This is a genomic window from Actinoplanes sp. NPDC049802 (assembly GCF_040656595.1).
Taxonomy (GTDB): domain Bacteria; phylum Actinomycetota; class Actinomycetes; order Mycobacteriales; family Micromonosporaceae; genus Actinoplanes.
Map to the genome: position 1 here is coordinate 19,644 of NZ_JBFAMR010000027.1, position 25,337 is coordinate 44,980.

Consider the following 25,337-nt stretch of genomic DNA (forward strand, 5'->3'; position numbering starts at 1 on the left):
CTTGTTCGGCAGCCACGGTTGCCGTCGGGCGCCGACGTGGCCGCTGATCAGCGCGCAGAGTGGGCGTCCGAGTTGCTGCAGTGCAGTGCGGCGTGCGTCGACCAACACAACGAACATCGACAACTGTGATGCGGGTCGGGCCGACGCCGGCCACAGGGGGATCACGAACTACGTAGGATGTTCGCGGACCACGGCTGCGTCCTGATCTAGCTGATGAGAGTGCGTCTATCGCGCGACGGCGCCTGCTGGCGGCTGAAACTCCGGATACAGGTCGAAGCAGTTCCCAAGCTTTTCGACCGAATCTGCGGCGGCCGCGAGGCGTGCAAGGACGTCGAGTGATTTGTCGAGTTCATCGTGTGGCTGGTCGAGGGGCTCAACTTGGAGGCGGTCGCACCAATACCAGCCGGAGACTTCGACCTTGTTGAGGGCGGCGACGTCGTTGATCAGGCTGCCCCTCAGCTCGTCCCAGCCCCACAGCTCTCCGTTGCCGTAAACGGCCGGCTGTGAAGCGCCATCGCGACAGAGATTCCACGCGGTGACACCGTCCTGGAAATCGTCACCGGTCAAGTTGCTGCGCCCGGTTTGGGGGTCCGTCAGCGTCCAACCGAAATCATCCCAGTACTCGACCACCCAGTGGTCGATCCAGCGTTGCGCCGCGAAGTAGCTGGCGAAACCGCATCGGATCCTGGCCGGTGTGCCCGTTGCGCGCAGCAAGGCGCAATGCAGCAGTGCGAAGTGATAGCAGAAACCGAACATCCTCTGCTCGACGGGCCGCTCGCGGTCCAACGGTGCCGGATCGATGCCGATCACATTGTCCAGAATCGCGTCGGCGCCGACGGTTTCCTTGTGTGACATACGCTCGGCCGAAAACCGCAGGCCCTGGACCTCAGCCGTGTGGTTGTGAATGAGCAGCCCGCGCACGATCGCGCTGAGCGCCTCTGGATCAGCTGGGAAGCCGAGCACTCGGTCCCAGTGCCGCCCGGTTTCGGAGGTTGGGCTTGGTTGCCGGTAGAAGCGTGCGATGTCGTCCATAGGCTGAGAGGTTACAAATTTCGCAGGTGCCCACACAATGCTTCATTTTCGGTGGTCCGTGGCCGGCACTCGACCGGGTCTCTTGACCTAGGCCCAGGGCCATGGTCCGCCGCGATGAAGGATCGCTTTCGCACTTGTTGCGGGGTGCTGGCCTGGGGTTTGGTCGCGATTTCGGGTCCCACCTCGATCGGGTGGATTCGATGTTCACCAGTTTTGGACCCACCTTGGGCGGTGGGAGCATCGGCTGGTCTGGACGGGAGTCCGCCGATGCCCCTGATGTCGAAGGTTGACCTGTTCGCGGCGATCCGCCGGGACTCGCGCGCTGGCATGTCGGTGCGCGCGATGGCCGGCAAATACCAGGTGAGCCGTCGCACAGTCCGCGCGGCCTTGCAGTCGGCCTGGCCTCAGCCGCGCAAGGCGATGCCGTCGCGGGCGTCGAAGCTGGACGACTTCAAGCCGATCATCGACGCCATCTTGCTCGCGGATCTGGACGCCCCGCGCAAGCAGCGGCACACGGTGACCAGGATCTACGACCGGCTGATTGCCGAGCACGGCATGCAGGGCGTGTCGTATTCGGTGGTGCGCCGCTATGTCGCCGACCGCAAGCCGACGATCCGGGTCGAGGTCGGGCGAGGGCCGATCAATGTGTTCCTTCCGCAGACTCACCGCCCGGGCGAGGAAGCGGAGGTCGACTTTGGCGAGGTCACCATCAACCTGCGCGGCGAACCGGTGACCTGCATGTTGTTCGCGCTGCGGCTGTCGTTCAGCGGCAAGGCCGTCCACCGGATCTTCGCCTCCGGCGGGACCGAGGCATTTCTCGAAGGGCACGTCCACGCGTTCAGCACGCTCGGCGGTGTTCCGACTGGCAAGATCCGCTACGACAACCTGCGCGCCGCGGTCGCGCAGGTCCTCGGCTTCTCCCGCCAGCGGGTCGAAACGATTCGGTGGACGGCGTTTCGATCTCACTTTTCGGTCGATGCGTTCTACTGCCAGCCCGGTTTGCAGGGCGCGCACGAGAAGGGCGGGGTCGAGGGACAGATTGGCTGGTTCCGCCGCAACCACCTTGTCCCGGTCCCTTCTCTGAACTATTGATGATCTTGGTGCGGGAGCTCAGTTGGTTGGGCGCAGGATCTGTGCGACATCCTCGGCCGATAACCAGTCTGCTGCCATCATGCGCTTTGCGAGGGTCTGGGCGTGCTGCTGACCTTGGTCGCGCAGCACTGTCTGGAGGGCTTGGCGGTAACGGTCGCGTTGCCAGCCGGCGGGGTCGGCGTCGAATCGTGTTCCGTGGGTGAGCCATTGCTCGAACGCGGCACGGATCTCCTGGGTGTCGTCGAGATGGCCCGTGTGCCGCTCAGCGGTCAGGCCGAAGCCGTGCAGTTGTTGCAGCCCCATCAGGGTGATCGGATCGTCGATGGCGTCGGGCGGGTCCTCGACCCACGGGCGGACGCGTTCGAAGGTTTCCTCGCGGCTGGCCTGGCCGTCGAGCAGATCACGCCACCATGCTGTGACTTCCTGGCGTGAGGGTGCTGTCACCGGTTTGTGCGCCGACCCGTCCTGCGGATCCCAGAGGGTCAGTCCGTGTTCGGTCGCCAACTCCGTGATAAGTGTGATCGCTGGGGTGCTGCGTTCGCTGAAGCTCAGACACATGAATACGTGGTCGATGCCGACATCCAGTGGCATCGACATCCACGGGCAGTCATCCGAGTCCCAATACGGCGGATAGTCGGGGAACCGTGCCCGCAGCTGCTCGTAGAAGCCGACGATCCGGTCGTCGAGTTCACCTTCGATATGGGCTGAGGATTGGCAACGATCGGCCATCGCGGCGACCTCGGAAACGTCGGTCCACCCGTCGATCGCCAAAACGGCAAGGTCAAAACTCAACCGGATCGTCTCCCGCCCCGCGGTCACATGATCACGGATCCAACCATACGACTCCGTGGTGCCGGTGGTGATGGACGTTGCTGCTCATCCCTGCGATCGGCCCGGCTTCGTTGGGACCGTGACGGTGCGCGCTGCCACTCGCGGGAAGGTCGGCATGCCGAGCGCGACTGCCGCGGCCCGGCGTTGAACGGTGTTGTCGGTCTGGGCCAGCTTCTCCTTGACCGCGGCGAGGCTGACGCGCAGTCCTTCGGCCTCGCCGAGCCAGCCTTCGCGTTGCGCCTCGGCGATGCGGGCGGTGAGGTTGTCGCGGATCTCGATCAGGCGCGGCCGCTGGCCGGGGTCAACGCGCAGCAGTGGGCAGCGGACGCAGCTGTGTTCGTGGATGCAGCTGGTGCCATAGGCGCGTCCGCAGTCGCCGAGAGCGAGCCGGCGGCGTTCGAAGTGGCCGAGGAACTCGTCCCATTCCGCGTCGGTGGGCTGCCGGTATTCCTCGCCGGGGCGCAGGCCGCGCCGCCGGGCGATGAAGGCCCGGTGCCCGTTGATCGCTTCCTCGGGGTAGACGGCTTTATAGCCCATCGTGGTGTTTATGTCCTTGTGCCCAAGCAGGAGCTGAGCGATGTGGGGCGGCATCCCGTTCATGATGGCGTCGGTGGTGAAGATCCGGCGGAAGTCGTGGGGCGCGAAGTCCAGCGGCTTGCCGGTGGCGTCGGTCAGCCTGGCGCGGGCGAGGGCGTCACTGACCAGGACACGGATCCCGGCGATCGGGATCGGCCGGGTTTCCAGCGCGATGGTGCGCTGGAACAGCAAGGGCATCGGCGGGTTCCAGACCTTCTCGTGATGGTCGTAGGCGACCACGAGCGGGACGCTGCCATCGGGGTTGCGGATCCGGCAGACGATCGCGGACAGCACGTCGGCCAACTCTGGGGAGATGACCAGGAGGCGTTCCTCGTCGGTCTTCGACGGCGGGATCTGCAGCAACGGGATCAGCTCGCCGCTATTCGGGGTGCGGTATTGGATCAGGCTGTGGTGCGACAGTTCGGTGAGTTCCTCGACCCGGATCCCGGTCATGCGCAACACCTCGACCGCGGCCCAAGCCCAGAACGCGTTGTCTTCCTCGCGGATCAGGTCACGGCGGCGTCCGGTGTCGGGCTCCTCGGCCCAGATCCGGGGTGAGTGGCGGACGAGATGCGGTAGCCGCAACGTTACGCCGTCGACGGTGACAGTGCCGCCGGGATCGGCGTTTCGGGCTGCGGCCAGGCGGGCCGCAGCAGCTTTGCGTTCGCGGTCGACGGCCTCAACGAGAACTGGCAGAACCGGCAGCCGGGCTCGGGTGCGCTGGTCCATGCGGGCCTTGCGCCGGGACTTCATCTTCCGGTGCTGGATGTCGGTGGCGCGGATCGGCGACGGCACCGCCCACGGCCCCCACCGGGCAGGGTCGTCGAGCGCCCATTGGGTCAGGTCGAGATAGAAGCAGCGCACGGTGGTCAGAGCGTCGGTGGCGCTGTCGCGTTCGACGGTGGTCTCGGTGATCTGCCCGTCGGCGCCGCGGGACCGGACCACGCGGGTGCGGATCCGCTGTTTCCAAGCGGCGGCGACCTCCGGGCTCAGCCGCAGCGAGTCGATGCCCGGGTGATGGCGTTCCAGATCTTTCCAGAACCAGAGCACCAGCGTGGTGGCCAGCGTGGTGAGCGTGTTGTAGTCGATCGCGGGTTGCCGTTCACGCAGGTAGTCGACCAGCAGATCGCGGACCGGCCGGCAGGCCACCTGATAGCGGTCGACGAGTTGCTCGACCGGCGTCTGGCCGGCGAAGACGGGGCTGAACATGCGGACCGTTGGCGGCGCGTCGGCGGGGAAGACGCCGGCCGAGTGCAGCAGCTGATAGAACACGGGGCTGTGCCGGCAAGACCGGGACGGTCCGGGGAACACCTCCCTACTGACCCGCATCGCCTCGAGACAGTCGCCGATCGTGACGTCCCTAACCGAGCCGCCCTTGGCCGCCATGATCAGCGCGATCTTCTCGATGGCGGGAATCATGGTCGAGTCGCCGACCGTGTGGGCCAGCCGGGCGGCCCGCAGTTCGGCGATGCCGTGCGGGTCGCGGACCTTGGCCATCTCGTTAGCGATGCGCACCGGTGACGAGGTGACCATGAGCCAGCCCAGCGACGGCCGCAGGTAGTCACCGCCGATCAACTGGATCAGGCCCGTGCCTAGGACTTTGCGGACGTAGCCCGGGCGCCCGTCCATCAGCCCGGCCGCGGCCAGATCGTCGGCGACCTGCAGACGCCAGTCACGCCGGTCGGCTCGGCCGGCGTGACTGGCGTCCCAGCGCTGCTGCCAGCTCTGGCCGGGGAAGAGTTCCAGCCAGTCGAGCACCGCCTGCAACGATGCCTTGCGGTGGCAGCGGGACTGGGAGTCATCGCCGCGGAACGGCGCCGTCGTCAACCGGTCCTCGACGGCCGTGCGGTCCTGGCGGGTCATCGGCCAGCTTCCCGCGATCGGGCGTGGCGGGAACTTCTCCAGCAACGCCATAGCTTCGCTGCTGATCTGCCAGGTCCGGGCCGGCTGCGGGGCGATCGTCGTGGTGGTCACGGCTTGCTCCGGCCGAACAACACGTCCAGGCTCTCCGGGCGATAGCCCAGCCTTTCCGGCTGCGCCTGCGGTTGCGGCTCGGAGCGTCGCCGGTGATGGGCCAGCACCGCGTCGATGACATCCGCCGGCGTCGGGGTCGTATAGATCTGGGTGGTGGTCAACGAGGCATGGCCGAGCACCCACTGGACGTCGGTGATCGGCGTCTCCGGGTCGCGCGCCAGCCGATACGCTGCCGTGTGTCGCAGGTCGTGCAACGACCAGTTCGACCCCAGAAGCGCGTTCGCCCGTACGAACATCGCCCTGGCGGCGTGATAGTTCAGCGGCCGGAACGGCCGGCGCAGCGTCCACCACAACGGGTCGTCCGGCCCCGCCGGCACCAACCCGTGAACCTGCTGCTGGTAGAGCCGCAACCAGACGAAAGCGTCCGGTGACGCCGGAAGCTGCTGCAAGGCCCGTGATCCCTTACGCACCACCGTGATCAGCTGCTGACCAGGGTCCGCCGCGCTGCGCAGCACGCCCAGCAGTTCCGCGGCCCGCGCGCCGGTGGACACCCAGAACGCGACCAAGGCCCGGTCCCGGTCGGTGGACAACCGTGCGAACAGGTCGTTGAACACCTCCTCGGGGATCTGCCGAGGGATCCGTTTGGGCTGCCGAGGCCGAAACAAGCCGACGCGCTGGGGTTCGAACCGGTCCATCGGGTTGTGGTGCGCATGCGGCCGCTTCGCTCTGGCCAGCGGGAACGGGTTCACCAACGGCCCGGTCCCGGCGTCCAGGTGGAGTCCGTAGAAGCTGCGCAGCACCGTCTCGCAATGCGCGATCGTCGAGGACGCGTACTTCTCACCGGGCGGCCGTTTGCCGGTCACCGGGTTGGTCCGTTTGGTCTTCACCACCGGTGGCTGGTCCGGCGCCCGCCAGTGTGGTCTTGCCGGCTTCGATCCGATTTGGATCCACCGGCTGAAGTCCCGGGCCTCGACCCGGGTCGCTTCCTGCCACGCGATCTCCACCGCCCACAAGAACCGGAACCAACGCAGCAACGCCATCCCATACGAGCGCTGCGTCGCCGCCGACCGCCCGGCCGCCTGCAACTCGCCGAAGTACGCCGCGACGGCCGCAATCGGCTCGCCCGAGGAATCCAGCAGCCGATACGGCTCCCACAGATCACCGGTCGCCGCCAGAGACCCTGCCCGCGGCACCACCAACGACCCCAGATCCCGGCAAGGATCTCCACGTTCGATCACGGGCAGCGACCGTAGTCAACCCGATCTCTCCCCGCATCCTGAGCAGCGCCGGAACGGCAGGTAGTTCAGTCAACAAGACTGAGGTGGACTCATTCGAGCAGCTCAACGCCATGGTCGACGCCTGGGACACGGACGACAACGCCCGGCGCATCGGCACCCGGTCTCACACGATCGGGGAGATGTTCGCGATCGAGCGGCCGCTTCTGGCACCGCTGCCGGACGAGCCGTTCGAGACCGGCACCTGGCTTGGTCCCCGGGTCGATCGCTACAGCCAGGTCACCGTCCGCACGAACCGGTACTCGGTGCCGGTCCGGCTGGTCGGCCGGCAGGTTCGCGTCCACCTGCACGCCTCCCACCTGGTCGTCTATGACGATCGCACCGAAGCCGCCTGGCACGAACGGTTGATGGCGAAGGGCCGAACCCGCCTCGATTTGGACCATTACTTGGAGGCCTTGCTGCGCAAGCCCGGCGCGCTGCCCGGCTCCACTGCGCTCGAGCAGGCCCGCGCCGCCGGCAGATTCACGCCGGTCCACGACGCCTGGTGGGAAGCCGTCCGCAAGACTCACGGCGACGCCGCCGGCACCCGCGCCCTGGTGGAGGTGCTGCTGCTGCACCGGCACATGTCCCACGAGCACGTCGTCGCCGGGCTGGCCACCGCACTGCAGGCCGGGGCACTCACCGCGGACGCCGTCGCTCTGCAGGCCCGCAAATTCGCCGAGACCGACGACTACCCGCATCCCGGCGACCGTCGGGTCCGGCCGGTCAGCAACGTCGTCTCACTGACCGAACGGCGCCTCGCTCAGTTGCCCGCCGACACCCGGCCGCTGCCTACCGTCACCGCCTACGACCAACTGCTCCGCCTGCCCCCGCGCACCGCAGAAGGGAACCGGCCATGACCCGCCACCGAGGCCTCACCGAACAAGCCGCCGACGCAGCCATCGACTCCGCCTGCCGGCTGCTGCGCCTGCCCACCATCCGCGGCCAGTTCAGCGACCTCGCCGAGGCCGCCGCCCGCGACCAGCAGACCTACCGCGGCTTCCTCGCCGAGCTACTCATGGCCGAATGCGACGACCGGGCCCGGCGCCGCTCCGAACGCCGGATCAAAGCCGCCGCCTTCCCGCGCGACAAGAGCCTGCGCGTCTTCGACTTCGACGCCAACCCCCACGTCGACCCCGCCGTCGTCCACACCCTCGCCAAATGCGACTGGGTTCGCAAAGGGCTACCGCTCTGCCTGATCGGCGACTCCGGCACCGGCAAGAGCCACCTGCTCATCGCGCTGGGCACCGAAGCCGCAATGGCAGGCTTCCGAGTCCGCTACGTCCTGGCCACCAAGCTGGTCAACGAACTCGTCGAAGCCGCCGACGAGAAGGTCCTCGCCAAGACCATCGCCCGCTACGGCCGCGTCGACCTGCTCTGCATCGACGAACTGGGCTACATGGAACTCGACAAACGCGGCGCCGAACTACTGTTCCAAGTCCTGACCGAGCGCGAAGAGAAAGCCTCCGTCGCCATAGCTTCAAACGAAGCCTTCTCGGGCTGGACCAAGACCTTCACCGACCCGCGGCTCTGCGCCGCGATCGTCGACCGGCTCACCTTCGGCGGCAACATCATCGAGACCGGCACCGACTCCTACCGCCTCGCGCAGACCCGCGCCCGCACAGAACAGTCAGCACGGACACAGGCATAACCCCTCGACATCCACGCTGAGTGATCGAAGAAGACAAGGATGCAACCTGAAGAGCACAGCGAGGACCTTCTACCGCTGCTGCTCGAAATCTGCGAGGACTACTTCGCTCACACCGGCCCGGCCGGTCACCGCGAAGTCGACGCCCTTCTACGCGCCCGGGACATCACCGGCGGGCCCGGCTGGCTAATCGACATGCTCGCGCTCACTCGTCGACGTCTCCAGGGTGGGACCCAGACTCACGCACATTAATCATGACGAGACGCTTACCCCTGGGTCCAACAATAGCGCCCATCCGGGTCCCGTTCCCACGCCCGAAGCCATCGTGTCCCGCTCCGTCCGGCGGCACCTGCCGACCTCGCAGGGATAGGTCGATGGATGCACGACACTGCGGCTGCCAGCGGCGACACAACACTGGCCGACGGGCTCACCTACCTGTTCGGCGACGTCGAATGCGGTGCTTGCGGCTGCACCTTCAACCTGGCCGACTGGTTCGAAGCCGAGAACAGCCCGGCTCAGCCCATCGATCCCGTCGTGCCGAGAACCGACCGCTCGGCCTGACACGCCGACACCCCGGCCGGCCGCGCCGGCAAGGGGCGACCGCCATCCTTGTCGGGATGCCCGGATTCGAACCGGGGGCCTTCCGCTCCCAAAGCGGACGCGCTACCAAGCTGCGCCACATCCCGTCTTCGGCCGCCCTGTCGCCGACATGTCGGCAACGGTCTGACCTGCATATTCTTCACTTTTATCAAGATAAGATTTGAACCCGCGACATCTCGCTCCCAAAGCGAGCGCGCTGACCAAGCTGCGCCACGACCCGTCGACACTTTCCGCGGAGGGCGAGAGATTCGAACTCTCGACAAGGGTTACTACCCCTGTTGCGGATTAGCAATCCGCCGCCTTCGGCCGCTCGGCCAGCCCTCCATCGTGGACTCCGCCGGACTCGAACCGGCCACCTTCCGCTTGCAAGGCGGATGCTCTACCCGATGAGCTACGAGCCCTCGCGTACCCGGAGAGGGATTCGAACCCCCATCCTCCGCGCTCTGAACGCGGCGCCTCTGCCAGTTGGGCTACCCGGGCCTGATCTTTGGTGCGTGCCCTCGGCGCGATTCGAACGCGCACCGTCCAAGTCCTCAACCTGGTGCCTCTGCCTGTTGGGCCACGAGGGCGATGAGAGTGGCTGCCGGCCCGCGAACCCGGACCTGCACCACCCATGCGTCCCCGCAGAGGATCGAACTGAGCTACGGGGACCTGACGTCCGCTGTGGAGTTGTCAAAGAAGACGAAAAAGCCGCCCGGTTCCGATGATCGGAAGGGCGGCGCGAAAATCGCTAGCAGGCAGCTAGCCGCGCCACCGCCCCAGCGGTCGGCTCAGAAGGAGACTGGGGGCGGCCTGTCGCATCTGCTTGCCGGACATGACGTCGCCTCCTCTTCCTGATCCGCATCCCGCTCGGTCGGTGCTGAAACCAAGGTAGGCAATCGTGCGGGAGCCCGTCCAACGAATTAATCGAGGAGACTTGACGGCATGGGTTACCGGATCCTGGCCGAGGTCACGATGGCCGTGCACTTCCTGTTCATCGCGTTCGTGGTGTTCGGGGGTTTCCTGGCGTGGCGGTGGCCGAAGGTGGTCTGGTTGCACCTGCTGGCGGCCGTCTGGGGCCTGTGCATCGTGCTGTTCGAGCTGAACTGCCCGCTCACCCACGTGGAGGACTGGGCCCGGGAGCGGACCGGAGCGGCCGGGCTGAGCCGCGGGTTCATCGACACCTACCTGACCGGGGTCATCTACCCGGAGCGCTACCTCGACGAGGTCCGGCTGCTGATCGCGATCGTCGTGGTGGCCTCCTACGCGGGCGCCGTGCGCCACCGGCGGGCGCGCGTCAAGCCGGGATGATCGCCTCGACGGCCTGGCCGGCGAAGCGCGGGTGACCGGTGGTCACGGCAACGGCAGCGTAGGCCCGGAGCTGCCGGCCGGGTATTCGAGCAGCGGCACCTTCCCGGCCCGCCACGCCTCGGTGACCGGCTCGACGATCCGCCAGCACTGCTCGGCGGTGTCGGCCCGCACCGACAGGGTCGGGTCGTCGTCGAAGACGCCGCGCAGCACCTCGCCGTACGGGGGCAGGTCGCCCGCGCCGAACTCGGCCTCCAGACTGACCGCGTCCAGCTCGAACGGGTCCCGCGGCCCGTTGATGTTGAAGTCGATGGCCAGCCGGTCCGGCCCGAAGCCGATGCGCAGGCGATCCGGCTGGTCGCAACCGTGCAGCCCGTCCGGTACCCGCGGCGGCCGCTTGAAGGTGATCACCGCTTCCTTGCGGCTGTTCGCGATCGCCTTGCCGGAACGCAGCCGGAACGGCACGCCGGCCCACCGCCAGGTGTCCACCGCGACGACCAGCTCGGCGAGGGTCTCGGTGCCGCGGTCCGGGTCGACACCGGGCTCGTCGGCGTACGGCGGAAGCGAGCGCCCGCCCAGGTCGCCGGCGGTGTAGCGGGCACGCAGGCTGCACTCGGCCGGATCGTCACTCCACGGCCGGGTGGCGCGCAGCACGTCGGCCTTGCGGTCGCGGAACTCGGCCGCCTCCAGGGTGAACGGCGCCTCCATGGTGAGCAGGCCGAGAATCTGCAGCAGATGGCTCTGGATCATGTCGGCCAGCGCGCCCGCGTGGTCGTAGTAGCCGGCCCGGTTCTCCAGGGCGAGGTCCTCGTCGAAGACGATCTCCACCGACTCGACGTGGGTGTTGTCGAGCAGCGGCTCGAAGATCCGGTTGGCGAACCGTACGCCGAGGATGTTGAGCACCGTCGACTTGCCGAGGAAGTGGTCCACCCGGTGCACCCTCTCCTCCGGGACCAGCCGGGTGAGCAGCGCGTTCAGTTCGACGGCCGCGGCGCTGCCGGTGCCGAACGGCTTCTCCAGCACGAGCCGGGTGCCCTCCGGCAGTTCCACGTCGAGCAGCGCCTGACAGGCCTTCGCGGTGACCGCGGGCGGCAGGGCGAAGAAGATCGCCACCGCGCCGGTGGCCTCCCCGAGCAGCCGCCGCAGGTCGCCGGGGTGGGTGACGTCGGTCCGCACGTAGCGGGCGCGGTCCGCGACGGCCGAGACCGCCGGGGACGCGTCGGTGGCCGGGGTGGGCTCGCCGGCGGACCGCGCGGCGGCCGAGGCACCGTGCGCGCCGAACGAGTCGTGCACCCTGGCGCGCCACCGCGCGTCGTCCCAGTCGTCGACGGCGGCGCCGATCAGGGTGAGGCCGGGCACGTGCCCGGCGGTGAGCAGCGCGCCGAGCCCGGGCAGCAGCAGCCGGCCGGTCAGGTCACCGGTCGCGCCCAGGATGATCAGGGTCTGATCCGTCATGGACGGGTGCTTACCCCCGGAGTCCGGTCGCTACTCGGAGATGACGTCCACATCGCACAGCCCTTCCCTCGGACAGCGCAAGAGGCTGTTCAACCCTGGCAACAGCGAGAAGTTGATCGATATGGTCTCGGTATGCGACTGCGGGGGTCATGGCGAATTCTGGTGTACGCGGCCGCGGCGACGATCCTGGCCGCCTGTGGCTCCGGAAATGGACCCAACGGCGCCGTCACCGTCGCCGACCTCCGGACCCCGCCGGTGAAGGACCACTTCACCGGGGCGCCCCGGTCGTTGCGGGGCCACCTGATGTCGAAGCCGAGCGGCTGCGTCTCCGTCGTCGTCGACGAAGTCGAGCGGATGCCGCTCTGGCCCGCCGGCACCTCGGTCGACGAGGACCCGGACAAACCCGGCCGCTACCTGGTCACCCTCCCTGGCGGAACGACCTTGACCGCCGAGGGAGACACCGGGACGGCGTTCTCCGCCGACGGCGTCATCGACGAGAACACCGGCCCGTACCTCGCCGAACCCGGCGTGCCCGCCGAACGGATCACCGGCTATCTGGCGTTCTGTGCGGTCGCCGCCGCTCCGATCGCCTTCCCGGACGCCGGGACCTTCGACATTCGTCCGGGCTGACACGCGCTGTCCGCCCGTCGGCGCACACGGGCGCCGGCGTTCGTGTGCGGGCCGTGTCAGGTGCTGTGCCAGCGTCGTGTGCGGGCCGTGCCAGCCGGTCCGGGCAACCTTCCCGGCATGACCGAAGATCTGGTGGTGCGCGCCGAGGGGCTGCGCAAACGATTCGGGAGCACGCAGGCGCTCGACGGGGTCGACCTGTCCATGCGCCGCGGCACCGTGCTGGGAGTGCTCGGGCCGAACGGCGCCGGCAAGACGACCGCGGTACGGGTGCTCGCCACCCTGCTCCGCCCGGACTCCGGCCGCGCCTTCGTGGCCGGGATCGACGTGCTCAAGAACCCGCGGCAGGTACGCCGCAAGATCGGCCTGACCGGCCAGTACGCCTCCGTCGACGAGGACCTCACGGGCGTACAGAATCTGGTGTTGATCGGGCGGCTCCTGGATCTGAGCGGGAGGGACGCACGGCGCCGGGCCGCCGAACTGCTGGCGTGGTTCGATCTGACCGAGGCCGGGCAGCGGCCGGCGAAGACCTACTCGGGTGGCATGCGGCGCCGCCTCGATCTGGCGGCGAGCCTGGTCGGCCGTCCCGAAGTGATCTTCCTGGACGAGCCGACGACCGGACTGGATCCGGCCAAGCGCGAGGACATGTGGGGTGTGGTCCGCACCCAGGTGTCCAGCGGCGCGAGTGTGCTGCTGACCACGCAGTATCTGGAGGAGGCGGACGCGCTCGCCGACGAGATCGTGGTGGTGAACCACGGCAGGGTGATCGCCCACGACACGCCGGACGGGCTGAAACGCAAGGTCGGCGGACAGACGCTGCGGGTGCGCCCGGCCGATCCGGCCCGCCTGCCGGACGTTCTCCGGCTGCTCGACGCAGTGGCCGCGCCCGGAACCGCGGCGGGCCTGGACGAGGCCGCCGGGTCCCGTCCCGGCGCCGCGTCCGCACCGGTCACCGGTGACGAGGCGCTGGACAGGCTGATCCCGGCGCTGCGCCTGGACGGCATCGAGGTCACCGAGCTGGCACTGCACCTGCCCAGCCTGGACGAGGTGTTCCACGCCCTGACCGGGCGTGTCCGAACGGAGGAACTGGTATGACCGCGATCGCCATGCACAGCGTTGCCCTGGCCAAGCGCAGCCTGATCAAGACCATGCGGACACCGGAGGCGCTGATCGACGTCACGATCCAGCCGGTGATCTTCCTGCTGCTGTTCACCTATCTGTTCGGTGGGGCCATCGCGAACGGCGACCGGCATGCGTACCTCCAGTTCCTGCTACCGGGGATGCTCGCGCAGTCGCTGGCGATGGGCGGTGTGGCGCTCGGCCAGAATCTGAACGCCGACATCGAGAAGGGTGTCTTCGACCGGTTCCGGTCACTGCCGATCTCCCGGGCCGCGCCGCTGATCGGGGCGGTCTCCGCGGACGTGGTCCGCTACCTGTCGGTGTGCGTGTCCCTGCTGCTGTGCGGCACGATCATGGGCTTCCGGGTGGAGACCGACCCGGTGTCGGCGCTCGCCGCGGTGGCGCTGTCGATCGGGTTCGGGCTGTGCTTCTGCTGGATCTCGGTCTGGGTCGGCATGATGGTCCGCACCTCCGGCGCGGTGCAGGGCATCATGTTCCTGCTGGTGCTGCCGCTGACCTTCGGCTCCCCCGTGTTCGTGCAGACCGAGACGCTGCCGGGCTGGTTGCAGGCGTTCGTGGCGGTCAACCCGATCACGCCGCTGGTCAAGGCGATCCGCGGGCTGCTGGTCGACGGGCCGGTCGCCGGGCCGGTGACGGCCACCCTGCTCTGGATGGGCGGGCTGCTCGTGGTCTTCGTACCGCTGGCGCTACGCGCCTACTCACGCCGCGCCTGAAAGAAGGCGCCGCTCACGCCGCGCCTGAAAGAAGGCGCCGCTCACGCCGCGCCTAGCGAGCGCCGCGCGGGGTCGGCCAGGCTCCGCGCGGCCTCCGCCTCCAGGGTCCAGCCGAACGCGTACGCCTCCGCGTACGCCTCGTCCCCCAGCACCGCCCTGGCCTGTGTGGACACGTGTGCCACGTGGAGGTCGGTGTGGTCGTGGGCGCCCCGCAGCCGGGCCGCCGCCCCCAGCAGGGCGGCGGCGTCCCGGGGCCGTCCTCTCAGGGCGGCCAGGCCGGCGGCGGACACCGACACCATGGCCAGAATCGGCATGTCCCGGGTCTGCATGGCCGCCGGGTACGCCGCCAGCAGCGCCTTCTCCGCGCCTTCCGGGTCGCCGCGGCGCAGTTCCAGGGACGCCCGGATCGCGCCGACGATGGCGCGGCCGTGGTCACCGCCCATCAGCGGCATGTCGCCGGCGCCCACGCCCAGGCCCTCGGTGGCGCGATCGATCAGCGTCTCGCCGCGGTCCAGGTCGCCCCGCCAGATCATCATCCCGGCCTCCAGCGCGTCGACCAGCAGCCCGATCTCCCGGGAGCCGGTCCGTTCGGCGCGGGCCCGGGCACCGGCCAGCGCCTCCATCGCCTCGGCCTCCTCGCCGCGGCGCATGTGCAGGTCGGCCCACCGCAGGTCGATGAAGATCTCGTCGCTGACGTCCAGCGAGCCGAACTCGGCCGCCAGCGCCCGCGCCGACCGCAGGTCGGCGAGCGCCCCGTCCAGGTCGCCGTCGAACTGGCGCAGCAGCGCCCGCAACGGCAGCACGGCGGCCTGCCCCCAGCGGTCGCCGATCACCCGGAACCCGTCGAGCGCCGCCGTCACACTCTCCGCGAACACCGTCAGGTCGCCGTTGTTCTCGGCGATCTGCGCCCGGTACAGGTGGGCCAGCGCCATCGCCCACCGGTCCGGCCCGGCGATCAACCCGGCGATCCGGTGGTTGGCGAGTTCGGTCTCGCCGCCGTAGTACAGCGCCACGGTGGAGATCACCCCGGCCGGGCCGGGCAGGTCCGGGTGTCCGCCGATCCGCCGGGCGAGGGCGCGCAGCCGATCCTGGCGCTGTTCGGCGCTCTCGCCCCGCAGCGCCGGCTCGGTGCCGGTCCGGTTGACCGCCAGGACCGCCTCGGCGCAGTCGGACACCACCGGATCGGCCTCGCCGGGCACGGCGAGCGCCTCGGTCAGCCAGTACGAGGCGTCGGCGTGCCGTCCGAACATCTGCCAGTACCAGCACAGATCCACGGCCAGCGACAGCGCGGCCCGGCGGTCGCCGCGGTCGCAGAGGTGGCGGAGTGCGGCGAGAACGTTGTCGTACTCGGCGCGCAGCACCTCGATCGCTTCCATCTGGGCGGCGGTGCGCAGCAGCGGATCGTGTTCGGCGACGAGCGCCGCCATGTGCGCGGCCGCCCGGTCCCGGGCCCGGTCGAGAACGCCCTGCTCGGCGAGACGGGCCAGGCCGTACTCACGGATCGTCTCCAGCATGCGGTACCGGCCCGCCGGCGCCAGTTGCAGCAACGAACGGTCCACCAGACAGGCGAGCAGGTCGGCGGCGGTGGGCCCGCGGCCGCTCACCGCCGCGGCCGACCTCGCCGTGACCCCGCCGGGCAGCACGGCGATCTGCTCGGCCATGGAACGTTCGGCGCCGTCGAGCAGATCCCAGCTCCACGCGATCACCCCGGCCAGCGTGCGGTGCCGGGGCTGGGCGGTACGGCTGCCGGTGGTGAGCAGCCGGAACCGGTCGGAGAGGCCGTCCGCCAGCTCGGCGAGTCCGAGGGTGCGCAGCCGGGCCGCGGCCAGTTCCAGGGCGAGCGGCAGACCGTCGAGTCCGCGCACGATCCGGACGACGTCCCGGACCGTGCCGTCAGTCAGCGTGAAGTCGGGGCGGACGGCGGCGGCGCGCGCCACGAAGAGCCGGACCGCCGGGGCGCCGGCCGCGTCCCGCGCGGTGGCGTCCGCGCCGGGCAGGCCGAGCGGGCCCAGCGGCACGAGCGCCTCGCCGTCGATCGCGAGCGGTTCCCGGCTGGTGGCCAGCACCCGCAGCCGCGGGCACCGCACGAGCAGTGCCGACAACAGGTGCGCGACCGCGTCGATCAGGTGTTCACAGTTGTCGACGACCAGCAGGATCTGCCGCCCGCCGAGCCGTTCGGCGAGCACGTCGACGTCGTCGCGGCCGTCCGGGCGGACCCGGTTGGCGTTCTCGAACAGCGCGGAGCCGCGCAGTCCCACCGCGCTCACGACGGCCGCGCCCACCTTCGCGGCCTCGGTCACCGAGGTGAGATCGACCAGCCACGTCCCGTCCCGGTAGCCGTCGCCGCGCCGCCGGGCCGCCTCCAGCGCCAGCCGCGTCTTGCCCGCCCCGCCGGGCCCGAGCACCGTGACGAGCCGTCCGGCGGTCAGCAGCCGGTCGATCCGGGCCAGGTCGTCCTCGCGGCCGACGAAACCGGTCAGCGGCGCCGGCAGATTTCCCACCCCCCGCGACCCGCTCCCGCCCGGCGGTGGCTGGTCCTCACTTCGCGGGGGTACGGCCGGAGCACCGCGCAACAACCGCAGATGCCGCTCCCGCAGGGCGGCCCCGGGGTCGGCGCCGAGCTGGTCGGCGAGCCGCTCCCGGACCTGCTCGTAGACGGCGAGCGCCTCCCCCTGCCGCCCGAGCCGGGCGAGCGCGTCGACGAGCAGCGCGGCCACCCGTTCGTTGAGCGGATCGCCGGCGAGCAGCCCGGTCAGCCGGTCCGCGGCCCGGTCCACCTCGCCCAGCCCCAGGTCGGCCTCGGCCAGGTCGGCGCCCGCCTCGGCGACCACCCGCCCGAGCCGGACGGCGTAGGCGGGCGCGACCTCGCCGAGTTCGGCGGCGACCGGCCCGCGCACCAGCTGGAGCGCCTGCCGGAGCGCGCTGCCGGCCGCCGCCGGATCGCCGTCGCGCAGCCGCTCCCGTCCGTCGGCGGCGAGCCGCTCGAACCGCGCCACGTCCACGTCCGCCGCGTCGACCGCCAGCCGGTAGCCGCCCTCGGCCTGGGTGACGGTGTCCCCGCCGCCGAGCAGCCGCCGCAGCCGCGAGATCAGTGACTGCAGGGCGTTGACCGGATCACCGGGCTGCTCCTCCGGCCACACCGCGCCGACCAGCGTCCCCGCGGGCACCGGCCGCCCGCCGGTCACCGCGAGGCGCACCAGCAGCCCCCGCAGCCGCGCGCCCGGCACCATCACGTCGGTGTCGCCGCGGCACACCCGAAGTTCTCCGAGCAGCCCGACCCGCAGCCGGTCCCCGTCCCCACTCACGCCCTCGATCCTCCCCCGGCGGCGCCAGGGCTCCCAAATCCGGCCCGGTCTCAGCCCGGCGGGCGCGGCACGGGCTGGAGCCGGACGGCGAGCGCGCGGGCCGGGCGGAACGGTCCGGACGGGAGTGGACGACGTCACGCGTACCGGGAGAAGAAGCCGGAAGCGAGACGCGGGGCCCGGCCACGAGGGTTCTCCCGGTGTTCAGTTCTCGTCGGCGTAGGCCTCGACCTTGGCGGTGTCGCCGGCCACGATCAGGACGGCGTTCTGCGGGATGACGGTCTCCGGGCGGGCGTACACGAAGTCCTCGCCGGGGCGTTTGGTGCCGACCACGGTGACGCCCCACTTGGAACGCAGGCCGATGTCGGCGAGGGTGCGGCCGGCGGCGCCGCGTGGGGCGCGGACCTTGGCGATGGCGAAGCCGTCGTCGAACTCGATGTAGTCGAGCATGCGGCCGGTGATCAGGTGGGCGACCCGTTCACCCATCTCCGACTCGGGGAAGACGACGTGGTCGGCGCCGACCGAGGACAGGATCTTGCCGTGTTTGACGCTGGTGGCCTTCGCCCAGATCTCCGGCACACCGATCTCGGTGAGGGTGAGCACGGTGAGGACGCTGGTCTCCAGGTTGGTGCCGATGCCGACGACGGCCCGCTCGAACTCGTGCACGCCGAGCTGGCGCAACGCGTCCTCGTCGGTGGAGTCGGCCTCGGCCACCTGGGTGAGCCGGTCCGACCAGTCCTGGACGATGCGCGGGTCGGCGTCGACGCCGAGCACCTCGTAGCCCAGCTCGAGCAGGGACTCCGCGACCGAGCCGCCGAACCGGCCGAGGCCGATCACCGCGACGTGGCCGCCCTTGGGCAGTTTCTCCTCAGCCAACGAGTGGTCTCTCCTCCGGATAGCGGTAGAGCCGGCGGCGGGTGTTCAGCGCGATCGCGGTGCCGACCGCGATGGTGCCGACCCGGCCGACATACATCAGGATGACGAGCACGACCTGGGCCGAGGGCGGCAGGCTGCCGGTGATGCCGGTGCTCAGCCCGACCGTCGCGAACGCCGACGTGACCTCGAACAGCGCCCGGTCGAACGGCACGTCCTCGGTGAGCGCGTCCAGAATCACGGTACCGGTCGCGACCAGCACGACGCCCAGCAGGGCGACGGTGACGGCCTGCCGCTGGGTCTCCTCGGCGATCCGCCGTTTGCGGATCACCACGTCCGGTTCGCCGCGGATCTCCGCCCAGATCACGTAGCCCAGCAGCAGAAACGTAGTGATCTTGATGCCGCCGGCGGTGCTGGCGCTGCCGCCGCCGATGAACATGAGCCCGTTGGTGACCGCGATCGTCTCGCTGTTCATCCGTCCCAGGTCGACGCTGTTGAAGCCGCCGGAGCGGGTCATCACGTCCTGGGTGAAGGCGGACAGCATCTTGCCGCCGGTGCCCAGCGGGCCGAGCGTGCCCGGGTTGCGCCACTCGAAGATCAGGAAGACCAGGAAACCGACGACCGAGAAGAGCAGGCTGCCGGTCACCGTCAGCCAGGTGTGGGTCGACCAGCACCCGGGGGTACGCCACTCGCGCGCGAGTTCGAACAGGACCGGAAAACCGATCGAACCCGCCATCACGCCCAGCGACAGGGTGACGCAGATCCACGGGTCGGTGACGAAACCGACGAGGCTGTCCGAGTAGAGGGCGAAGCCGGCGTTGTTGAACGCCTGGACCGCGTGGAACACCGCCTCCCACACCGCACGGCCGAACGTGTAGTCGTACCCCAGCCAGAAACGCAGGGTGAGCACGACGGCGATGGAACTCTCCGCGACCAGCATCACCAGCGCCACCCGGCGCAGCAGGCCGACCAGGTTCGCGCCGGTGAGGCCCGCACTCTCGGCCTGTGCCAGCAGCCGGCCGCGCAGACCGAGCCGCCGCGAGACGAGCATGCTGAGCAGCGTGGCCAGCGTCATGATCCCGAAGCCGCCGATCTGCGACAGCACGGTCAGCAGCACGTGGCCGAAGGTGGACCAGTAGGTCGGGGTGTCGACGACGGCCAGGCCGGTGACGCAGACCGCGGACGCCGCGGTGAACAGCGCGGTGACGAACGGCGCGTGCCCGGGCTCGGCGCGGGCCGCCGGCAGCATCATCAGGCCGGTGCCGACGATGATCAGGGCGAGGAACGCGAACGGCACGACGCGGGCCGGGTGCCGCCAGGGTGATCGCACCGATGGTTCATATCACCCGACAGTGGCCCCACGCTCGGCGAGGGCCACCAGACCCGCCACGAATGCCCCGAAACCGGTCACCGTGTGCCGAGTTCCGCCGGACCCACGGAGTGAAGGACACGGCCCGCCGCGATCCCGGGAGACGCGCCGGCGAACAGCGGTACCGCGATCGACGGCTTCCACTCCGCCGGGGACCGCCCGGCTGTTGCCGCGCCGGTACGATGCGAGGGCGGCCGCCTCGGCGGTGCGACTGTGGACACGTTGCGGTCGGTGACCGGAGTTCACGTACGCCGGTTATCCTCCTCCGCCGGGAGGGCAGCATGAAACTCGCACGGCGGCTGCCGGCCGGCGCTGTGCTGGCCGCGCTCGGAGCAGCTCTGGCGGCCTGTGGTCCGATCGGCGTCCCGGGATCACAACTGATCGACCCCGAGGGCGACGGGCTGTCCGCATTGAACGGAGCGGTCCGGCTCAGCACTCAGCCGGGCGCCGCGCAGGGCGAGACCCGGGTCCGGTTCAGCACCGAGCCGCTGCCGGACGACCGGCCCTTTCCGGCCGGCATCGTCCCGGTCGGCGACATGGTCGACGTCTCCTTCGAGAGCGGCGGCCTGACCAGGGCGCGGATCACCCTCGGCTACGGTGACCTGCCCGCCGGGGTGCGGCCGGAGATGCTCGACGTCTTCGCCTGGTCCGGTGAGCTGGGCGGCTGGCTGCCGCTGACCGGCACCACCAACGACGCAGTCGAGCGGGCGGTGACCGCCGACACGGTTCTGTTCGACGGTTTCGCACTGGGCACCTGGCGGGTCACCACGGCGGCCACCGGCGACACCATCCGGACCGGCTCGGGCACGGTGCTGCCGGTCGAACCCGGCACGGCCCCGACCTTCTGGGGGTACGCGCGGGCCGGTGCCGCGGCGTCGCTGGAGCGGGCCCTCGAACCCCTGGCCGGCCCCCCGCAGGCCCTGACGTGCGACCCCAGAGCCACCAACGTGACTGTCCGTAACGTTTCGGTGCCGGCCGGGCGGGTCGACGCCTGCGTGCTCGCCGGCACCGGGTCGCAACGGATCAAGGTCCGCAACCGGTTCCCCTTCCCGATGGTGCTGGACCTGCCGGACGACGGTTCGGTCCGCCCGGTTCCGGCCACCGACGACCCGGCAGGCTCGCCGGGGGCCCTCGACGGGGTGCGGGACACGATGCTGACGTACCTGGACGGTTCGGTCGGGGTGGGCGCCGGCCGGGTCGTCACCCTGGAGTTGACGCCCGGCCGCAAGGACCCGGTGACCCTGTCCGGACGGCTCGACTGGTCGGTGATCGCCCTCGACTCGGGCCTGCGCCACCTGGATCTGCTGCTGCCCACCGGCCGGGTGCTCCGTGCCGAAACCGCCGAGGCCCTGTCACAGGCGTACCAGGAGTTCGGGGTGACGGCACGCGACGCGCTGGCCGAGGGCCGGGAGGACGACCCGGCGGTCCGCTCGCTGCTGCAGCGGACCGGGCTGTCCGGCGCCGGGCGCGGTGTGGCCGACGTGTTCCGGTTCAGCTCCTGCGTGCTGGAGCGCAGCCGTTACGTCGCCGGGTCCGACGAGGACGTGCTCGCCGCGCTGAAGACGGCCGGTCCGGCGGTCATGCTGGTCACCGGCGAGTGCCTGCGGGAGATCCACCAGCGGTACCAACCGGTCGGCGCCCGCTCCTACACCGCCGTCCTGGACACGCTGAAGGCGACCACGTCGAAGGTCCACAAGGCGGTGCCGAAGGCGCAGCGGGTCCCCGGCGCCGGCACGGTCACCCTGACGATCGACCCCCGCTGAGAGAACCCCGGTGTGTTGAGTTCGGGCGCTATTCGCGCCCGAACTCAACACACCGGTTTTCCGCGAGGGCCGGCCACGGGTGAGGCGCGGCAGGCGGTCGGCCGGAGCGTTCACCGCACCGGCCCACAGCACGGTGCGGCTCAGCCCGTCGGCGGCGGCCACGACCAGGGTGAGGACACTCCCCGGCAGACCGCCCGCGGCCAGCGCGGCGTCGAGGCGCTCGGCGCCGGTCACTCCGCGGCCGGCACGGCGTCGAGACGCTCGGCGTCGGCGCCGGTCACTCCGCGGCCGGCACGGCGTCGAGACGCTCGGCGTCGGCGCCGGTCACTCCGCGGCCGGCACGGCGTCGAGACGCTCGGCGTCGGCGCCGGTCACTCCGCGGCCGGCGCGGCGTCGAGACGCTCGGCGTCAGCGCGGGTCAGTCCGCGGCCGGCACGGCGTCGAGACGCTCGGCGTCGGCGCGGGTCAGTCCGCGGCGTCCTGATAGCCCTCGAAGCGGGTGCGTGCCGCCATGAGCCGGGCCGCGAAGTCCGGGTCGGAAGCGAGACGCTCGGTCACGTCCGGCCGGCGCAGGCGCTCCTCCAACCGCAGAAGCGGGCCGGTCAGCTGCCAGGAGGCGGCGACCGGCAGCACACCGAGCAGGTACAGGCACGCGTCGGCGGAGAATCCCTCGGGTTCCAGCGCCTCCGCCAACTGGGCGGCGAACCGGTCATACCGCTCCGAGGGCAGCCCGCGGCCGAGGGCGAGACAACTCAGCACCAGGGCACCGACATCGCCGGTGAGTCGTTCGTCGAAGACGAGGCGCTGGATCAGCCGCAGGACGTCGGCGGAGGGCATGCGTCCCGCATCGCCTGCGAGTGACCGGACAAACAGCTCCACCGGGCGCGCCGAGAGAGAGCCGCGCAAGAACCTCGCCCGGACGATCGCTGTCCAGGCGCGATCGTAGGCCTCCACCAGGTTCCCCCTGGAGGTCGGCGCACCGGAGCTCATCGACAGCTTTGTCAGGGTGTGCGCCACCGATGCGGCATGGCCGGGCTCGTGCTCGACAAGGGTGACCAGAGCCGACTGGGGAAGGAACTCCCGAACCGCATCCACGGCATGCCTGACGGCATCGTCAGCGAAGGCGTTGCACAGATCCATCGAGGTGAACGCATATGCCATCGGGAACTGTTCGAGGTTGTCGATGTAGTCGGCTTTCGACCGGGTGGACCCGAGACTCCACGCCCAGTAGGGATCGAGAGGCCCGGCATCCATGGTTCCCCCATATCGCAGGACGTGGTCACGACGGCCGTCCGGGATCCATTCCCGGGTGACGTCCACGTCGCCGAGCGCATCGAGGAACATGCCGCCGGGCACCGCGGCCCGCCACTGCAGGGCCATGTCGCGGAGCCAGCCGGCCGGGTCGTCGGCGTGCTGGTAGAGCTGGGACGCCCGGACCGGCTTCCCGCAGGCGAGAGCGATCAGGAGCAGGTTGAACGAGTAGGTGGACATCCAGTAGTCGACGCGCTTCTCGATCGGCTGGTACGACCGGGGTCTCCAGGTGGGGCGCGTGACGGCGGTCCGGAGCCGGTCGACCACCCACTCGTACAGCTCGTCGGGGCCGGATCGGGCCAGCAGGTTCCGGACGAACGGCAGGACCGTGTTGCGCGCGCAGAGCGGCGTGTAGCCGAGCAGCGACTGGAGCAGGTCGTCGTCCTCGTCCGGCCGGCGTCCGAGGCGGATCGAGCGGGCCTTGGACAGGGCGGCCGCCTCCCGCACCGCGTGCACCGTGAGCCGGGCCACCAGGTATTCGCCGAAGGTCGCGTGCAGGAACTCGTACGTCTGACGGGTTTGATCGTCTTGACGGGCCTGCGCCCGCTGGATGAAGAAGAACCGGCCGACCATCTCCTGACCGGCGGAGATCGGGCTGCGGAAGTCCGCGGCCGTCCCGGATCGTGACGGCTGGAGGCCGAGCCCGGCGAGGTCGGAGTCCAGTTCGCCGGTGGTGACCCACAGCCGGAGCCGGTGGAACATCGCGAACGCCACCACCGACAGCCGCAGCAGCTCCTCCTCGACGAGTCCCGGCAGTTCGGCGTCCGGCCGGCCGTCGTGGACGCGGCGCACCTCCCGGGCCGCGAAGTCGTGCAGCAACTGTTCGTAGAGCAGGCCGGTGTCGAAGTCGGTGGCGTCCTGCAGCGCGTTGGCGGTGGCGTCGTAGAGGGCCAGCATGAGCAGCAGCAACGGCTGGGTGGCGAGGTCCGGGAAGCGGAGCACGACGTCGCGGCCGAGTGGCCGTCGCCCGGTCTTCGCCCAGTAGCCGGCGTTGAGGTCGTTCCAGGTGGTGAGCCAGCGGTCCACCTGGGACACGCCGAACGGCTCCAGGCGGGCGGCGAGGCCCCCGGCGGGCATCCGGGCCCGGTCGGCGACCGCGACCCGGCTGGTGACCACGACGGCGACCGGGCGGCCGAGCCGGGCCTCGCGCTGCTGGAAGGCGGCCACCCGGGTCAGGTAGTCGGACTGGTGCAGCCCGGTCGCCTGCAACAGCTCGTCGAAGCCGTCGAGCAGGATGACCGGCAGCGCCGCGTCGGCGTCGCGGGCCAGGTCGGCCCAGGAGACGGTCTCGCCGACGGTCCCGCGCAGCGCCTGTTCGATCTGGTCCTGGATCTCGGCTTCGGCGCGGACCTCGCGGAGCGCGACCCGGACGACGAGGTAGTCGGCGGCGGGCAGGCGGGCGGCGAGCACCCGGGTGAGCGACGACTTCCCGGCGCCGGGCTGGCCGAGCAGCAGCATCGGGGCCTCGGTGGCCTGCGTCGTGGTCAGGTACGTGGCCAGGAAGGTGTCGAAGTCGTCCCGGACCGGCGCGTCGGCCCACCAGTCCTCGTCGGCGGCCTGCGCGCCCGCTCCGGCGGCCTTCACCCGGAAACGGGGGTCGAGGTAGGCCGTTCCGAGACTGGGAATGATCAGGTCGCCCGCGTCGCCGCCGAGGATCGGCTCGTCGAGTACGGCCCGGTAGACGGCGGCGAGGCCGGCGCGCTGGCGGGCGGGCGCCCGGTTCGACGTGGCCCGGAGCAGGGCGGCCTCCAGGGCCTCCAAACCGCGGGAGTGGGCGCGGGACTCGATCCGGGACAGCCAGATCGCGAACTCGGGGGTCTCCAGCGACAGTTGCCGCACCGACTCCTCGTACCGGGCCGAGGCGAGACCGGGAAGCGTGCCGGTCAGCAGGGTCCGGACGGCGCGGCGGGCACGGTCGTCGGCGGAGTCCCAGACCGCGAGGCCGGGTAGGTGCTCGAGCAGGATCGTGGAGAGCGACTCGTAATAGCCGTGCAGCGACTCGAGGAGCAGGTCGTAGGTGTATTCGGGCCGGGGCGCCGGGATCGGTGCGGCGAGGAGCCGGGCCTGCCACGATCCTCGCTCCTGGGACGTGGCGACGAGCAGGAGCTGGTCGTCGCGGGTGAAGCCGGGATTCCGCAGGCCGGCGGCGCCGAGGGTGTCGTCGAGGGCGGTGAAGAACGAGGTGACGACCAGGACCGCGTGGGCCGCCTGCAGGCGCTCACTGCGGGAGAAGCGCGCCTGGCCTCGTACGATGTCGGTGATCTTGCCGGTGACGAGGTGGCCGAGCCGGACCGCCTCGGTCTTGGCGTCGAAGAGGCTGACGGCCGCCTCGCTGCCGCCGGCCGTCGCCACGCCGAGCACTCCGCCGAGGACGTTGTCGGCGACCTTCATGAGCGGCCCGGAGCCGCCGAGCAGTTTGACGGCGTCGAGATAGCTCAGTGACTGCGGCACGGCTTCACTATATGGACGG

Annotated in this window: 19 protein-coding genes and 5 tRNA genes; 10 read left to right on the plus strand and 14 right to left on the minus strand. The window is 70.4% G+C overall.

Features of this window, described 5'->3' with window-relative positions; all coding sequences use genetic code 11:
* Positions 1–225: 225 nt before the first annotated feature.
* Positions 226–1,032: a transglutaminase-like domain-containing protein gene (locus tag AB0I88_RS19945; RefSeq protein ID WP_361026202.1), complete on the minus strand. Its 807-nt coding sequence runs from the start codon at positions 1,030–1,032 to the stop codon at positions 226–228.
* Positions 1,033–1,308: 276 nt separating this feature from the next.
* On the opposite strand from AB0I88_RS19945, the gene istA reads away from it, so the two are divergent.
* Positions 1,309–2,124: an IS21 family transposase gene (gene istA, locus AB0I88_RS19950; protein ID WP_361026204.1), complete on the plus strand. Its 816-nt coding sequence runs from the start codon at positions 1,309–1,311 to the stop codon at positions 2,122–2,124.
* 18 nt (positions 2,125–2,142) lie between these two features.
* Here istA and AB0I88_RS19955 read toward each other — a convergent pair whose 3' ends face one another.
* The 3 genes from AB0I88_RS19955 to AB0I88_RS19965 all read right to left on the minus strand — a co-directional run bounded on the left by AB0I88_RS19955 (position 2,143) and on the right by AB0I88_RS19965 (position 6,743).
* Positions 2,143–2,916 (minus strand): hypothetical protein, encoded by a 774-nt coding sequence (locus AB0I88_RS19955; RefSeq protein ID WP_361026207.1) that lies wholly within the window; start codon positions 2,914–2,916, stop codon positions 2,143–2,145.
* 84 nt (positions 2,917–3,000) lie between these two features.
* The gene (locus tag AB0I88_RS19960; protein ID WP_361026210.1) at positions 3,001–5,505 is read right to left on the minus strand and encodes a site-specific integrase; all 2,505 of its coding nucleotides are present in this window, start codon (positions 5,503–5,505) and stop codon (positions 3,001–3,003) included.
* Positions 5,502–6,743, minus strand: a complete 1,242-nt coding sequence (locus AB0I88_RS19965; protein ID WP_361026213.1) for a site-specific integrase — start codon at positions 6,741–6,743, stop codon at positions 5,502–5,504. The genes AB0I88_RS19960 and AB0I88_RS19965 overlap by 4 nt, the downstream gene beginning before the upstream one ends.
* Positions 6,744–6,826: 83 nt before the next feature.
* On the opposite strand from AB0I88_RS19965, the gene AB0I88_RS19970 reads away from it, so the two are divergent.
* The 4 genes from AB0I88_RS19970 (at position 6,827) to AB0I88_RS19985 (ending at position 8,988) form a co-directional block, all read left to right on the plus strand.
* The gene (locus AB0I88_RS19970) at positions 6,827–7,639 is read left to right on the plus strand and encodes a hypothetical protein (RefSeq protein ID WP_361026216.1); all 813 of its coding nucleotides are present in this window, start codon (positions 6,827–6,829) and stop codon (positions 7,637–7,639) included.
* Positions 7,636–8,430 carry an IS21-like element helper ATPase IstB gene (gene istB / locus AB0I88_RS19975; protein WP_361026219.1) on the plus strand — a complete coding sequence of 265 codons (795 nt, stop codon included), beginning with the start codon at positions 7,636–7,638 and terminating at the stop codon, positions 8,428–8,430. The genes AB0I88_RS19970 and istB overlap by 4 nt, the downstream gene beginning before the upstream one ends.
* Before the next feature lie 39 nt (positions 8,431–8,469).
* Positions 8,470–8,679, plus strand: coding sequence for a hypothetical protein (locus AB0I88_RS19980; protein ID WP_361026222.1), 210 nt, complete (start codon positions 8,470–8,472; stop codon positions 8,677–8,679).
* Between the two features lie 126 nt (positions 8,680–8,805).
* On the plus strand, positions 8,806–8,988 hold the full coding sequence (locus AB0I88_RS19985; protein ID WP_361026225.1) for a hypothetical protein: 183 nt from the start codon (positions 8,806–8,808) through the stop codon (positions 8,986–8,988).
* A 51-nt stretch (positions 8,989–9,039) separates the two neighbouring features.
* Here the strand turns inward: AB0I88_RS19985 and AB0I88_RS19990 are convergent.
* The 5 genes from AB0I88_RS19990 to AB0I88_RS20010 all read right to left on the minus strand — a co-directional run bounded on the left by AB0I88_RS19990 (position 9,040) and on the right by AB0I88_RS20010 (position 9,596).
* Positions 9,040–9,113: transfer RNA gene (locus AB0I88_RS19990), tRNA-Pro, on the minus strand.
* A 147-nt stretch (positions 9,114–9,260) separates the two neighbouring features.
* A tRNA-Ser gene (locus tag AB0I88_RS19995) sits at positions 9,261–9,351 on the minus strand.
* Positions 9,352–9,355: 4 nt separating this feature from the next.
* Positions 9,356–9,428, minus strand: a tRNA-Ala gene (locus AB0I88_RS20000).
* A 5-nt stretch (positions 9,429–9,433) separates the two neighbouring features.
* Positions 9,434–9,507, minus strand: a tRNA-Leu gene (locus AB0I88_RS20005).
* Between the two features lie 15 nt (positions 9,508–9,522).
* Positions 9,523–9,596: transfer RNA gene (locus tag AB0I88_RS20010), tRNA-Leu, on the minus strand.
* A 355-nt stretch (positions 9,597–9,951) separates the two neighbouring features.
* On the opposite strand from AB0I88_RS20010, the gene AB0I88_RS20015 reads away from it, so the two are divergent.
* Complete coding sequence (locus tag AB0I88_RS20015; RefSeq protein WP_361026228.1) at positions 9,952–10,317, plus strand: DUF2784 domain-containing protein; 366 nt, start codon at positions 9,952–9,954, stop codon at positions 10,315–10,317.
* Between the two features lie 42 nt (positions 10,318–10,359).
* Here AB0I88_RS20015 and AB0I88_RS20020 read toward each other — a convergent pair whose 3' ends face one another.
* Positions 10,360–11,769 carry a glucose-6-phosphate dehydrogenase gene (locus AB0I88_RS20020; RefSeq protein ID WP_361026231.1) on the minus strand — a complete coding sequence of 470 codons (1,410 nt, stop codon included), beginning with the start codon at positions 11,767–11,769 and terminating at the stop codon, positions 10,360–10,362.
* 132 nt (positions 11,770–11,901) lie between these two features.
* Between AB0I88_RS20020 and AB0I88_RS20025 the strand changes: the two genes are divergently transcribed.
* The 3 genes from AB0I88_RS20025 (at position 11,902) to AB0I88_RS20035 (ending at position 14,249) form a co-directional block, all read left to right on the plus strand.
* Positions 11,902–12,399, plus strand: coding sequence for a hypothetical protein (locus AB0I88_RS20025; protein WP_361026234.1), 498 nt, complete (start codon positions 11,902–11,904; stop codon positions 12,397–12,399).
* A 117-nt stretch (positions 12,400–12,516) separates the two neighbouring features.
* Entirely contained in the window at positions 12,517–13,491 is a 975-nt protein-coding gene (locus AB0I88_RS20030) for an ATP-binding cassette domain-containing protein (protein ID WP_361026237.1), read from the plus strand.
* Complete coding sequence (locus AB0I88_RS20035) at positions 13,488–14,249, plus strand: ABC transporter permease (RefSeq protein WP_361026240.1); 762 nt, start codon at positions 13,488–13,490, stop codon at positions 14,247–14,249. Before AB0I88_RS20030 ends, AB0I88_RS20035 begins: the two co-directional genes overlap by 4 nt.
* Before the next feature lie 41 nt (positions 14,250–14,290).
* On the opposite strand, the gene AB0I88_RS20040 is transcribed toward AB0I88_RS20035, so the two are convergent.
* The 3 genes from AB0I88_RS20040 to AB0I88_RS20050 form a co-directional block, all read right to left on the minus strand.
* Complete coding sequence (locus tag AB0I88_RS20040) at positions 14,291–17,554, minus strand: BTAD domain-containing putative transcriptional regulator (RefSeq protein WP_361026243.1); 3,264 nt, start codon at positions 17,552–17,554, stop codon at positions 14,291–14,293.
* Between the two features lie 201 nt (positions 17,555–17,755).
* Positions 17,756–18,427 carry a TrkA family potassium uptake protein gene (locus AB0I88_RS20045; RefSeq protein ID WP_361026246.1) on the minus strand — a complete coding sequence of 224 codons (672 nt, stop codon included), beginning with the start codon at positions 18,425–18,427 and terminating at the stop codon, positions 17,756–17,758.
* A complete protein-coding gene (locus AB0I88_RS20050; protein ID WP_361026249.1) occupies positions 18,420–19,754 on the minus strand; it encodes a potassium transporter TrkG in 1,335 nt (444 codons plus the stop codon). The genes AB0I88_RS20045 and AB0I88_RS20050 overlap by 8 nt, the downstream gene beginning before the upstream one ends.
* Positions 19,755–20,074: 320 nt before the next feature.
* Between AB0I88_RS20050 and AB0I88_RS20055 the strand changes: the two genes are divergently transcribed.
* Positions 20,075–21,556 carry a hypothetical protein gene (locus AB0I88_RS20055; RefSeq protein ID WP_361026252.1) on the plus strand — a complete coding sequence of 494 codons (1,482 nt, stop codon included), beginning with the start codon at positions 20,075–20,077 and terminating at the stop codon, positions 21,554–21,556.
* A gap of 465 nt (positions 21,557–22,021) precedes the next feature.
* Here the strand turns inward: AB0I88_RS20055 and AB0I88_RS20060 are convergent, their stop codons facing one another.
* A complete protein-coding gene (locus tag AB0I88_RS20060) occupies positions 22,022–25,318 on the minus strand; it encodes an AAA family ATPase (RefSeq protein WP_361026255.1) in 3,297 nt (1,098 codons plus the stop codon).
* Positions 25,319–25,337: the final 19 nt, after the last annotated feature.